This window comes from Humidesulfovibrio sp. (assembly GCF_035560995.1).
Classification (GTDB): domain Bacteria; phylum Desulfobacterota; class Desulfovibrionia; order Desulfovibrionales; family Desulfovibrionaceae; genus Humidesulfovibrio.
In genome coordinates this window covers 1-11,889 of sequence record NZ_DATMYK010000125.1, presented here as the reverse complement: position 1 = coordinate 11,889, position 11,889 = coordinate 1, and the positions used below count along the sequence as shown (strand labels likewise).

At 62.9% G+C, this 11,889-nt stretch carries 13 protein-coding genes; 3 read left to right on the top strand and 10 right to left on the bottom strand.

Annotated elements, in window-relative coordinates:
• Nucleotides 1–49: 49 nt before the first annotated feature.
• The 9 genes from VN419_RS05015 to hmcA all read right to left on the bottom strand — a co-directional run bounded on the left by VN419_RS05015 (nucleotide 50) and on the right by hmcA (nucleotide 9,625).
• Nucleotides 50–544, bottom strand: a complete 495-nt coding sequence (locus VN419_RS05015; RefSeq protein WP_325645090.1) for a chemotaxis protein CheW — start codon at nucleotides 542–544, stop codon at nucleotides 50–52.
• Between the two features lie 28 nt (nucleotides 545–572).
• Entirely contained in the window at nucleotides 573–2,642 is a 2,070-nt protein-coding gene (locus tag VN419_RS05010) for a methyl-accepting chemotaxis protein (protein ID WP_325645088.1), read from the bottom strand.
• Nucleotides 2,643–2,857: 215 nt separating this feature from the next.
• A complete protein-coding gene (locus VN419_RS05005) occupies nucleotides 2,858–3,283 on the bottom strand; it encodes an Rrf2 family transcriptional regulator (RefSeq protein WP_325645086.1) in 426 nt (141 codons plus the stop codon).
• A gap of 86 nt (nucleotides 3,284–3,369) precedes the next feature.
• Nucleotides 3,370–4,764 (bottom strand): sulfate respiration complex iron-sulfur protein HmcF, encoded by a 1,395-nt coding sequence (hmcF, locus tag VN419_RS05000; RefSeq protein WP_325645084.1) that lies wholly within the window; start codon nucleotides 4,762–4,764, stop codon nucleotides 3,370–3,372.
• Between the two features lie 45 nt (nucleotides 4,765–4,809).
• Entirely contained in the window at nucleotides 4,810–5,487 is a 678-nt protein-coding gene (hmcE, locus tag VN419_RS04995) for a sulfate respiration complex protein HmcE (protein WP_325645082.1), read from the bottom strand.
• Between the two features lie 3 nt (nucleotides 5,488–5,490).
• The gene (gene hmcD / locus VN419_RS04990) at nucleotides 5,491–5,646 is read right to left on the bottom strand and encodes a sulfate respiration complex protein HmcD (protein WP_325645092.1); all 156 of its coding nucleotides are present in this window, start codon (nucleotides 5,644–5,646) and stop codon (nucleotides 5,491–5,493) included.
• A gap of 12 nt (nucleotides 5,647–5,658) precedes the next feature.
• Nucleotides 5,659–6,819: a sulfate respiration complex protein HmcC gene (gene hmcC / locus VN419_RS04985; RefSeq protein ID WP_325645080.1), complete on the bottom strand. Its 1,161-nt coding sequence runs from the start codon at nucleotides 6,817–6,819 to the stop codon at nucleotides 5,659–5,661.
• Nucleotides 6,820–7,908: a sulfate respiration complex iron-sulfur protein HmcB gene (gene hmcB, locus VN419_RS04980; protein ID WP_325645075.1), complete on the bottom strand. Its 1,089-nt coding sequence runs from the start codon at nucleotides 7,906–7,908 to the stop codon at nucleotides 6,820–6,822.
• A gap of 31 nt (nucleotides 7,909–7,939) precedes the next feature.
• Nucleotides 7,940–9,625 (bottom strand): sulfate respiration complex hexadecaheme cytochrome HmcA, encoded by a 1,686-nt coding sequence (gene hmcA / locus VN419_RS04975; protein WP_325645073.1) that lies wholly within the window; start codon nucleotides 9,623–9,625, stop codon nucleotides 7,940–7,942.
• A 386-nt stretch (nucleotides 9,626–10,011) separates the two neighbouring features.
• On the opposite strand from hmcA, the gene hisI reads away from it, so the two are divergent.
• The 3 genes from hisI to VN419_RS04960 all read left to right on the top strand — a co-directional run bounded on the left by hisI (nucleotide 10,012) and on the right by VN419_RS04960 (nucleotide 11,599).
• Nucleotides 10,012–10,389 carry a phosphoribosyl-AMP cyclohydrolase gene (gene hisI / locus VN419_RS04970; protein ID WP_325645071.1) on the top strand — a complete coding sequence of 126 codons (378 nt, stop codon included), beginning with the start codon at nucleotides 10,012–10,014 and terminating at the stop codon, nucleotides 10,387–10,389.
• A complete protein-coding gene (gene hisG, locus VN419_RS04965; protein ID WP_325645069.1) occupies nucleotides 10,386–11,276 on the top strand; it encodes an ATP phosphoribosyltransferase in 891 nt (296 codons plus the stop codon). The genes hisI and hisG overlap by 4 nt, the downstream gene beginning before the upstream one ends.
• A gap of 98 nt (nucleotides 11,277–11,374) precedes the next feature.
• Nucleotides 11,375–11,599 (top strand): hypothetical protein, encoded by a 225-nt coding sequence (locus VN419_RS04960; RefSeq protein ID WP_325645066.1) that lies wholly within the window; start codon nucleotides 11,375–11,377, stop codon nucleotides 11,597–11,599.
• A gap of 57 nt (nucleotides 11,600–11,656) precedes the next feature.
• Here VN419_RS04960 and VN419_RS04955 read toward each other — a convergent pair.
• Nucleotides 11,657–11,889 (bottom strand): hypothetical protein (locus tag VN419_RS04955; protein WP_325645064.1); only part of this gene is annotated, 233 nt, incomplete at its 5' end.

Genomic DNA, 11,889 nt, shown 5'->3' with positions numbered 1-11,889 from the left:
GGGAAGGGGGAGGCGGAGCCTCCTCCTTCCCCCGGTTGCTCTTTTGAAGCTACGCGGCGTCCTTCTGGGCTTCCCGCGCGAGGGCGAGCTCCGCGGCGGAGAAGATGCGGCCTATGTCCAGGATGATGATGAACACGTCGTCCTGCTTGCCGATGCCTTTGATGTACTCGGTGCTGATGGAGGTGCCCATGCGCGGCGCGCTTTCGATGCGGTCGGCGGGCAGCTCGAACACTTCGCGCACGGAATCGACCATGCCGCCCATGATGATGCGGTCGCCCTCGAAATCCACTTCAACGATGATGATGCAGGTGTCGACGGTGGTCTCGGCCTTGGGCATGCCGAATTTCAGGCGCAGGTCCATGACGGGCACGGCGTGACCGCGCAGGTTGATGACCCCGCGCATGAAGTCCGGTGTGCGGGGTATTTTTGTGATGGCGGTGAGTTCCAGCACTTCGCGCACGCTGGCTATGTCCAGGGCGAAGACTTCCTTGCCCAGGGTGAAGGTCAGGTGCTGGCTGGTCTCGATGGCGCTTTTCTCTGCCATTGCTGTCTCCTGGTGGCCGGTGGCGTTCCTAGAACTTCTCGAACTCGCCATCGTCCGAGTCGGGGCTCAAGTCAAGCTCGATGCCGCCCTTTTTCGCGGCTTTGGACGCGCTGGCGCTGGGCGCGCTGGGGCGCGGGGCCGGCCGCGAGGGACTCTTGGGAGCGGCGGAAGGCCCAGCGGGCAAGGCTTTGGGCTTGCTGGGCCGCATGATGCTGGTGCCGCCATCAACGCGGAAGAAGCTCATGGTTTGTTGCAGCTGCTGGGCCTGGCTGGAGAGCTCCTCACTGGTGGAAGCCATTTCCTCGGAGGCCGAGGCGTTCTGCTGGATGACCTGGTCGAGCTGCTGGATGGCCTTGTTGATCTGCTCCGCGCCGGAGTTCTGCTCGCCGGTGGCGGCGGCGATTTCCTGCACGAGTTCGGCTGTGCGCTGGATGTCGGGCACGAGCTTCATGAGCATTTCGCCCGCCTTCTCGCTCACGGTGACGGTGGAGCTGGAGAGTTCGCTGATCTCGCCTGCGGCGTTGCCGCTGCGTTCGGCCAGTTTGCGCACCTCGGCGGCGACAACGGCGAAACCCTTGCCGTGCTCGCCCGCGCGGGCGGCCTCAATGGCTGCGTTCAGGGCCAGCAGGTTGGTCTGCCGGGCGATCTCTTCGATGATGGAGATCTTCTCGGCGATGTTCTTCATGGCCACCACGGCTTGGCCCACGGCCACGCCGCCTTCCTGAGCGTCCTTGGCGGCCTGCAGGGCGATGCGTTCAGTCTGCTGGGCGTTGTCGGCGTTCTGGCGGATATTGGAGGCCATCTCCTCGATGCTGGAGGAAACTTCCTCGATGGCGGCGGCCTGTTCCGTCGCGCCCTGGGACAGGGATTCGCTGGAGGCCGAAAGCTCCTCGGAGCCGGAAGCCACGTTGTCGGTGGCGCCGCGCACGTCGGACACGACCACGCGCAGGCGGGCGACCATGTCGTTCAGGGCCTGGGCCAGCACACCGATCTCGTCCTTCTGCTCAATGTCGAGGCGGCCGGTGAAGTCGCCCTCGGCCATGCGCTTGGCGAAGTCCACACCGAGCATGACCGGGCGGGTGATGCCGCGGGTAAGGAACAAGGCAAGCACAATGGAGATCACAAAGGCTATGGCGAGCCCGCCAATGAGGATGCCGGAGGCGGCGGCAAGGGCGCTGGCGGCGGCGGCGGACCCTTCGATGGTCTCCTTCACGCCGACGGCGCTGGTCTCGGAAGCGGCGTCGACCACGCCCTGGGCGGCAACAGCGCGCTGCTTGCCAAGCTCGGCCATGGAGGTCTGAATCTTCAGCAGATCCTCGACATTCTTCTTGTAGGCCACCGCAGCGGCCTTCACACTATCCAACTGCTTGAGGTTGGCTTCCTGGCGAGTAAGGGCGCGAACCTGGTCAAGTTTCTTTTCGATGGTCTCGAAATTGGGCATCGCCTCATTCATGAACTTCTGGTCGCGGGTGGACATGGTCTTCCAGTTGGCCAAGCGGATGGTGTTGCCGGCATTCATCACGTCGCCCATCAGGTCGATCTTCTCGATGCGGTCGGCCATCTTCTTGCCGTCAACCCGCCCCTTGAGCTCGTCCTTGGCCTGCTTCACCTGGGAGTCCTGGAACTCGCTGCTGATGCGCATGAACTCATTGCCCTGGGTGACCATTTCCTCGACGACCTTATCCTTGGCCGTCTCAAGGTCATGGGTCTTCTGGGCAAGGGCCTTGTACTCGGCAACCTTGGCGCTGGCCTTGGCTGAATTCTCTTTCAGCTTGATCAGTTCGGGGTGTTTCTGGATGAGCGCGGCAGCCTTGCCCAGAGCCTGTTCCACTTCCGTGAGGTGGGCGCTGGCGCCTTGCCAAAGGGTCTCGTCACCGGAGAGAGAGTAGCTGCGCATATCGTACATGGTCAGCAAGGAGGCGCGCTCAACCTCGACTGCGACGGCCACTTGCGGAGCGATCTCGGTCTCGAGGGCATCGGCGATGTTGCCCACGCGTTTCATGTTGAACACGGCCACGCCGCCGAGCAGCATGGAGATGAGAATGAGCACAGCGAAGCCGCCGCCGATTTTGGTACCCAGAGAGAGATTCTTGAGCATGGAGCCCTCCGCGATGCAAATTCGCCCGGCCGCTCGGGGCGCTCCGGGGGGACACGTTTAAAACAAGGCCGCCGCTGCCGGCATGTTCTCAAAAACTTTGTGTTTTAAGGGGGTGCGAAGCCGATGCATTCCTGTCTATCGACCTCCCCTTGTTCTACCTTTAGACCAAGCGGGAGGTTCGCACAAGATGCGGCGCAAAAAAAAGCGGCTAATGCCTAGAGGGCTGGGCGCGAGGGCTTGAGCAGGCTTTGCAGCGTGTAGGTGTCCAGGGTTTCAAACATGGCCGCGTTGGCCTTTTCCCAAACATCCTTGGTGGGACAGGAAGCCACGCGCACACAGGAACTGCACGTGTCCTTGGACAGGGAGCAGCCCTTGAGCACCACCCATTCCTCCAGGGCGCGAACGATATCGCCCACGGTGATGCTGGCGGCGGGCTTGGCCAGCACATGGCCGCCCTTGGGTCCGCGCTTGGAAAGCACGAGCCCGGCCTTCTTCAGCTTGCGGATGAGCTTCTCCATGTACTTTTCGCTGATGCCCGTGCGGGAGGCGATTTCCGCCACGGACACAGGACCGTCGTGGTAGTTCTCGGCGATGTCGATGAGCATACGTGTGCCGTAGCGGCTCTTTGTGCTCAGGCGCATGGACTCTCCGAGTTATGTGCGGGGGTGGGTTGTGGAAAAGGCGCGGGGAGAGGGCGCGTGTCCCCCTCCCCGCGGGCAATTACGGGCTATTCTTCTTCCTGCGGCTTCAAGTGCTCGGGCACTTCCATCATGCTGATGACCAGGGGCTTGAGGAAGCTCCACTTGATGCCGATCTTGAACTCTTCCTCAAGGTCGCGGATGGCGTCCCAGCAGTTGTGGCAGGGCGCGATGACCAGCTTGGCGCCGGTGGCCAGGATCTGGTCGCGCTTGGTCATGAGCGCACGGTTGCGCTGCTTGCGGAAACGGCCGATGCCGTTGAAGCCGCCGCCGCCGCCGCAGCAGTAGTTGTGCTCCTTGTTGGGGCTCATCTCCACGAAGTAGCCGGGCTCCACCAGGTAGCTCACGATCTCGCGCGTGATGGCCTTCAAGCCGTAGTTGCGGATGTAGTTGCAGGAGTCCTGCAAGGTCACCAGCTGCTTGATGCGCTTGGCCGGATCGATCTTGATCTTGCCCAGGCGCAGGGCCTCGGCCAGCCACTCCACGTAGTGCAGGTAGGGCTTGGGCGGCAGGCCGTCGGGACGGCCGGCCCAGTAGGGGCCCTCGATGACGGTGGCGCGGTGGGCGTGGCCGCACTCGGTGCCCACGCAGCGCTTGGGGTTCAGGCGGTCGACCGCGGCGTACACGTGCTCCACCTGCATCTTGCAGGCTTCCCAGTCGCCCGCGAACATGGAGAGGCTGGTCTGCTCCCAGCCGGAGCTGGGCACGGTCCAGTTCTCTCCCGCCACGTGGAACAGGATGGCCGCCTCGGAGACGTCCTCCGGGTAGTGCTTGGGCTCGCGGGCGTTGACCGTGTACATGATGTCCGCGTCCTGCTTGTCGATGGGGATCTCAAGGCCGGGCCATTCGTCCTGGGCCTCTTCGCACATCCAGTCGCAGGTCTCGGTCCAGTCCTCGTCGGTGACGTTCATCTGGGCCTTGAACACGCGGTGCATGCCCGCGCCGATCTTGAGCTCCCAGGGCACGAAGCCCTGCGAGTGCAACAGGCCGCGCAGGTAGCTGAACATGACGCCCATGTCGATGCCGTAGGGGCAGTACTGGCCGCAGCGGTTGCAGCAGGTGCACTGGCTCCAGGCCACTTCCATGGCATGGCGCATGAACTCGTTGTCCACGTCGCCGTTGCGCTTGACCATTTCGCCCAGAGTGGACTGGATCTTGTAGGCCGGGACCTGCTTCGGGTCGCGATTGTTGCACAGGTACAGGAAGCAGGAATCGGCGCAGAGTCCGCAGTGGGCGCACATTTCAAGCCATGTGCCCGTACGGGATTTGCAGGTGTTCTTGATGGAGGCGGCGAGTTTCGCCGTATCCACGTCCAGTTCTTCCATTTCCGCGTAGTATTGCTTGCCGCCCTTGTCGCCCAGAAGAGCCTCGAGGGCTTCCTGGGTGTTCACGGGCGTACGGTTGCAGAACTTACCTTCGGGCATTGCTTTCGTCTCCTTGACTGCTTTGGTGGCGGGCAGGCCTTGCGGCTACCACGCCATGTCGCCCTTCATGCCGCCGCGCTTGATGCCGTAGTCCATGCCCAGCTGGCCGCGCGACAGGAAGAAGCCCACCACGTGGAACAGCTTGGTGAAGGGCACGGCCAAGAGCATGACCTCGCCGGAGAGGATGTGCGCGTAGAGCCAGAACTTGTAGTCGCCGCCCAGCTGGTGCACGGCCATGAAGCCCGTAAGGAAGGGCGCGATGGTGATGGCCAGCAGGAGGTAGTCGTACAGGCTGGTGATGATGCGCACTTCCGGCAGGGCGATGCGCCGCACGATGATGAACGCGCCCGCGCACAGCATGGCCACGGTCAGCACGTCGGCCAGGATCATGGGCAGGGCCGGCCAGGCGAAGCCGAAGCGCATCTTGAAGATGACCAGGTGACCCGCCAAAAACAGCGGGGTGACGACGATGCCGATGTGGAAGACGAAGAACAGGATGGTGAAGATGGGCTTCACCTTCCAGCCCTGGGAGCCGAAGGGCACGATCCAGGCGGCGATGCTTCTGGCCGCGCCGCGCACGCCATAGGCGGTCTGGGTGCCGTAGGCCACGCGGTCGAGCTTCCAGTCAAGGCCTTTGATGTAGGTGTAGACCCGCCAGGCAAGCCCCCCCACGAACACCAGGAAGGTCAGCCACAAGAGAGGTCCGGTGATGATCTGATACATGGCCTACTCCTTGTCGTGCTCTGGGAACTTGTGGATTTCCTCGTCGCGCGAGGTCATGAACGCCCAGATGCCCCAGAAGCCCACCACGAACAGTCCCATCAGGATGTAGGTGATGCTCTTGGTGTGCATCATGAAGTCGTGATAAACGTAGTATTCCACGATGCGCCTCCTTTAGTGGGCGTCCTTGTATTCGGGGTGCTCGAAGAAGATGGGCATGCGGCTGACGATGAAACGATACACCGTCACGCCCACTGTCACCACGAAGATGGAGAGCATGATCTCGGTCAGGCTCGGGAAGTAGCGCTGGCTGGAAGGAAGCTGCCAGTTGAAGGCCACCATGGACACGTTGAAGCGGTTCAAGATGATGCCGAACACGGTGAGGGCCGCCGTCCACTTGATGAGCTTGATGTTCTTTTCGCGGCTGCCGATGGCGTACAGAAGGCTCGGCAGGGCCACGAAGCCCAGGACCTCCACCAGCCACCACGCGCCCCAGCCCGTGGCCAGGTAGTGCCAGTTGTCGTCGTAGGCCACGGCAACCAGCTTCACGCAGAAGTAAGCCGCCAGGGCGATGGACGCGCCGCGGGCGAAGCCGAGGATGACTCCTTCGTGCTCCTCCAGATGGGTCTTGTCCATCATGTGGTGCCAGGGCTTGTGGGCCAGGGTGCCCTCGAAGATGACCATGGACAGGCCAGCCGGGATGCTCGACACGAAGAAGAGGATCGCCAGGTAGGGCGAGTACCACAGGGGATGCAGCTTGCTGGGCACCGCGATGTACAGGGCGCCGAGGGAGCTCTGGTGCAGGGTGGACAGGACCACGCCGAAGATGGTCAGGGCGAGGGTCAGCTTGTGCACGGTGTTGCGCAGCTTCTTCATGCCCAGCCACTCCAGGGCGGCGGGGCTGAACTCGATGGCCAGCACCGTGACGTACAGGAACACGCACAGGCCCACTTCATACAGCAGCGACGTGGTGCCGGGCTGCAGGAAGATGGGGTACACGAGGCGGTAGGGACGGCCCACGTCGTAGTGCAGGGCGAAGACGACCAGGGCGTAGCCCAGGAAGGCCGTCAGGATGGCCGGGCGCACAGCCGAGTGGTATTTCTTCAGGCCGAACAGGTAGCAGGCGGAGCTTGTGGTGTAGCCGCCCGCCGCCAGTGCGACGCCGCAGAGCAGGTCGAAGCCGATCCAGATGCCCCAGGCGTTGTTCTGGTCGAGGTTGGTCACCGCGCCCAGGCCCTTGGTGAACCGCAGCACGGTGATCACCAGGCCGATGGCCAGGATGATGCCCGTGATGATGTTCACCGGGGTCATGAGAGACTTGTTTTCAGTGGTCATTTAGGCCCCCTCCCCGTCTTTATCGGCGGTGTCGGTTTTGGCGGCTTCGGCTTCCTTGCGGGCGGCCTCGGCTTCCTCAAGGGCGCGCTTCACTTCGCGCTCAACGGCCTGGGCCTTGTCGCGCTCGGCGCTTTCCATGGCCTTGGCCATCTTGGCGTCGGCCTCGGCCTTGGTGGCGGCCTTGGCGGCCTTCACGGCGGCCTTCTGTTCTTCCTCGGCCACCTTTTCCTTGCGCTTGTTCATGGCCCACACGCCGCCCAGAAGCGCCGGCCACAGGGCCGCCACCATGGGAACGACGGACAGCGGACCGGCGCTGATCTCGGGCACGCTCTTGTTGCCCAGATCCTCGCGCATGCCCAGCGCGCCGAAACCTTCCGCACCGGCCAGATACAGCCAGTTGGTGCCGCCCATCTCCTTTTCGCCGTAGATGTGCTTCACGTAGCGGCCGGGGTTCTTCTTCATGCGCTCGCGGGCCACCTCGATGAGGTCCTCGCGCTTGCCGTAGGTCAGGGCTTCCTTCGGGCAGGCGGAGACGCAGCCGGGAGCGTCGATCTCACCCTTGGTGATCTGGTCATGGCACATGGTGCACTTCATGACCCTGGGGGTGAGGGGGTCGTTGTACTCGTAGGCCGGGATGTTGAACGGGCAAGCCACCATGCAGTAGCGGCAGCCCACGCAGACGCTGGCGTCGTACGTCACCGAGCCGTCGGGGTTCTTGGTGAAGGCCCGGACAAAGCAGACCGACGCGCACGCAGGCTCCATGCAATGGTTGCACTGGATCTTGCGGAACAGCGGGCCGTTTTTGCCCTGGTACTTGTTCACCACAGTGTAGGTCTTCTCATCCGTGCGGCGCTCCTTGTCGAGGACGGTGAGATCCTCGAAAGGCTTGGGCGGCGCGGGCAGCTTGTTGACCTTGTTGCAGCCGGCTTCGCATTTGCGGCAGCCGATGCAGCGGGTGGCGTCGAAAAGGACGCCCTTGGCATCGGGATAGCCGTCAAAGGATTTGCCACCGGCGGCTTGCGCAGTCGTGCCCAGGGTGGCCGTGATCCCCGCGGCGCCCAGCAAGCCGAGAAACTGTCTTCTCTTCATGGACGTGCTCCTTATTATGCCGGGGTCCGGCCTACTTCTTCCTTTCCTTGTGACAGCCCACGCAATCCGTATTGAGGGGCTTCTTCAGGGCCATGGACTTGTGGCAACCCATGCACTGGCCGTGGTAGGCGGCCTTGAGGCCGGGGCGGCCGGGCTGCTTGTCGTCAAAGGGCTTGCCGTGGCAGTTCACGCACTTGGGCGGCTTCTTGGCGCCGGGCTGGCCATTGTGGTGGCAGGCCTGGCACAGGGTGCCCGGATCGGCATGGAACACGCCGGACATCTTGGAGTCCTTGATGTTCTCAGCGAGCTTCAGCACGATCTTGCGGTGCGGCATCTCGGAGGCTTCGTACTCGTTCACCATGCTCTTGATGACGACCTTTTCCGGGATGTCCTCAAGAGTGAACATGTCGGCCTTTTCCGGGCGGTCCTTCAGCAGGGTCGCGGCGGCGGCGGCCTTTTCCTCGGGCTTCATGTTCCAGTAGGCGGGCATGGAGCCGGGTTCGGCGGGCACAGAGAGCTTGCCGCCGATGTGGCACTTCTTGCACTCGGCCTGGGCCGGGTTCTTGCGCAGCTTCATCTGGTCGTGGCAGCCCGCGCACTTGGGATCGGCCTTCTTGGTGTTGTGGCAGCCGATGCAGCTCTGCTTCGCGGTGGCGCGGTGCATGGCCTGCTCAAGCTGGACGAAGCCGCCTTCCTTGCTGCCCTGGAGGGTGTGGCACTTGTTGCAGGCCTTCAGCTCCTTGTGGTGGCAGCTGCGGCAGGTGTCCACGTTCTTCTCGTGGGCCTTGTGGTTGAACACCGCCGGGCTCATGGCCAGGGGCTTCATGCCTTCCGCGGGCTTGTCGATGGACAGGATGGTCAGGTCGGGCTGGCCGCGGCGGATGAGCTTGGCGCCCTCGGGGGCCTTGGCCACGGCTTCCTTGTTCTTGGCCGCGATCTTGTCCTGGGCTTCCTTGCTGTGGCAGCCCGCGCACTGCACCGGACCGGTCTCCTTCTTGCCGGCCTTGGCAAGGGAGAGGTGGCAGTTCACGCAAGAGGCGTGCGAGGCCTGAGCCATGCTGGAGACGTCCTTGCTGGGCTTCTCCAGGTGGCACACGCGGCAGGAGCCTTCCTTGCCCTTGGCGTAGAAGGTCTTCTTGGTTTCCTTGTTGTACTCGTGGTGGCAGCGGTCGCAGTTGTCCTTCTGGACTTCACCGGACTCGCTCTTGAGACCGGAGGGAATCTCCTTGGTCTCGGTGTGGCGGAAGTGCAGGGCGTTGTTGAAGCCTGCGGGCTGCTTGGCCGAGACGATCTTGCTCTTGGCGTCGTGGCAGGAGCGGCAGTCGCCGTCCAGCGGGCCGGTCTTCTGGCCCTTTCCGGCCAGGTCGGTGTGGCAGCCGATGCAGTTCTTGTGATAGATCGTCTTGACCTCAGTCGCGGTGGTGTCCTTCTCGCGCATGAACTTCACCACGAGCTTGCCGTCCTTCTCCAGGTGGCAGGCCTTGCAGTCCTTGCCAGCCTTCTCGACGGCCGCCGTGTGCTTGTCATGCAAGAACGTGACAGGCGGCAGCTCCAGCGCGCCCAGGGCTTTCATGGCGTCGATCTTCACCACGTCCGCCCTGGCGGCTGCGTTTGCCTGCGCCTCCCCGACCCCCTGCGCCTCAAGGCTCAGGATCGAGACCACGGCCAGGGCGACGACGGCCCCAGCGCTCAGCAGCAGCACTCTTCCTTTTTCCATGTTGTTGTTCCTTGCCTCGTACGTTTGAGAGGATTTGCCGCAACCGTAAAACTCGAGACTCCGCGAGACTGCCAGGAAGCAGCCAACGCGAATTCCGCCAGAAAGGTAGGGAATATTGTCTTCCCCGTGACTACCGAATTCCGTCAATCGCGTCAAGGGATGTCGGCGAAAATCCCGCACTTTGTATGAAATAAAACCCCTTCCCAATCATCTGGTTATTGTCGTTCTGGGGTCTTGTGATATCCGGCACAAAACATTCCCCACCTAAAAATCGGATTTAAATGAGCGCCCGCCGAAGTTGGACAAGCGAAGCGGGATTGCGTATACCCGCTCTCGCTGCGCGGCTTTAACCACCTGCCGCGCAGACGATTCTTCGCGAGGTTTCCATGCTCAGACCCGATTTTGCCAAGTGCGGCGGTCTGGTGCCGGTCATCGCCCAAGAGGCGCAGACCGGAGAGGTGCTCATGCTGGCCTATATGAATGAGGCGGCCTGGGACAAGACGCTCGAAACGGGCGAGGTCCACTACTACAGCCGCAGCCGCAACACGTTGTGGCACAAGGGCGGCACCTCCGGCCATGTGCAAAAGGTCCATACCATCCGCCTGGATTGTGACGCCGACACGGTGCTCATCCAGGTGACCCAGTTGGGCGGGGCGGCTTGCCACACGGGCCGCAAAAGCTGTTTCTACCGCGAACTTGCCGGCGACACCGAACGCGAGTGCTCGCCCATGGTATTCGACCCCAAGGAGGTCTACGGAAAATGAGCACCAACAATACGACCAACAAGCTGAAGCTGGGCGTGCCCAAGGGTTCCCTTCAGGACGCCACCATCAAGCTGTTTGAAAAAAGCGGCTGGAAGATCCGCCTGCACTCCCGCAACTACTTCCCAGACATCGACGACGACGAGATCAGCTGCAGCATGTGCCGCGCTCAGGAAATGAGCATCTACGTCGAACAGGGCGTGCTCGACGTGGGCCTGACCGGCAAGGACTGGATTCTGGAGAACAACTCCGACGTCGTGGTCGTTTCCGACCTCGTGTACTCCAAGGTGAGCAACCGCCCCGCGCGCTGGGTGCTGGCCGTGGCCGGAGACTCCCCGTTCAAGAAGCCCGAGGACCTGGCGGGCAAGAAGATCGCCACCGAACTGGTGAACTTCACCAAGCAGTACTTCGCCGAGCGCAACATCCCTGTGGAAGTGGCCTTCTCCTGGGGCGCCACCGAGGCCAAGGTGGTGGAAGGCCTGTGCGACGCCATCGTGGAAGTGACCGAGACCGGCACCACCATCCGCGCCCACGGCCTCAAGATCATCGAGGACCTGCTGCTGACCAACACCAGGCTCATCGCCAACAAGAAGGCCTGGGAAGACCCCTTCAAGCGCGCCAAGATCGAGAAGATGAATCTGCTTCTGCAGGGCGCGCTCAAGGCCGAGCGCATGGTGGGCCTGAAGATGAACATGCCCAAGGCCAAGATGGATGCGGCCGCCACCCTGCTGCCCAGCCTGACCTCGCCCACCGTGAGCAGCCTCTCCGACCCGGCCTGGCTGTCCGTCGAGATCGTGGTGGACGAGAGCATCGTGCGCGACCTCATCCCGGAGCTCAAGGCTCTGGGCGCGGAAGGCATCATCGAGTACCCGCTGAACAAGGTCATCTAGCCCGAACGAAACGGGGCGCCCCTTCCGCTTGAAGAGGCGCCCCGTCTTTTTACCGCTCATACCACCCGCTCAAAAACCATCAGCACACGGGGGCGCACATGTTCACCAAAGCCGGAATGCTCATCGCCATCCTGCTGGTGTTCATGGGCTACCGCTGGGGCAAGCGCAAGGCCCAGGCGGCCATGCAGCCGCCCCCGCCCCAAACGCAGGCTGCAGCCCCAACCGCAGCACCCAAGCAGCCCTCCTGGCTCTCCGTACGGGTGCTGCTCGTCGTCGTCATCGTGCTGCTCGTCATCGCCATTTTCAGCAGCCTGCAGCGCTAAGCCGCCAACAAACCAAGAGGCCGGAGAAATCCCCCGGCCTTTCAGAACTGGCGAGCCTCAGGCGCAGACCGCTCCGTCCGCCAGCTCACCCAATTTTTTGCCCACCACATGCAGGCGGATGCCCCGCGCCTCGCGGATGCCGCCCAGAGCGCGAAAACCGCCGGGCGTGCGCTCGGTCACCTCAAGGTCGAGGTTGATGGCGCTGAGCGGGCCGAAGGAGGGGTACTTCTCGCCATGCAGGTGCAGAATCTCCACCGTGAAGCGCAAAGCTTCGCCCCCGCCCGCCTGCA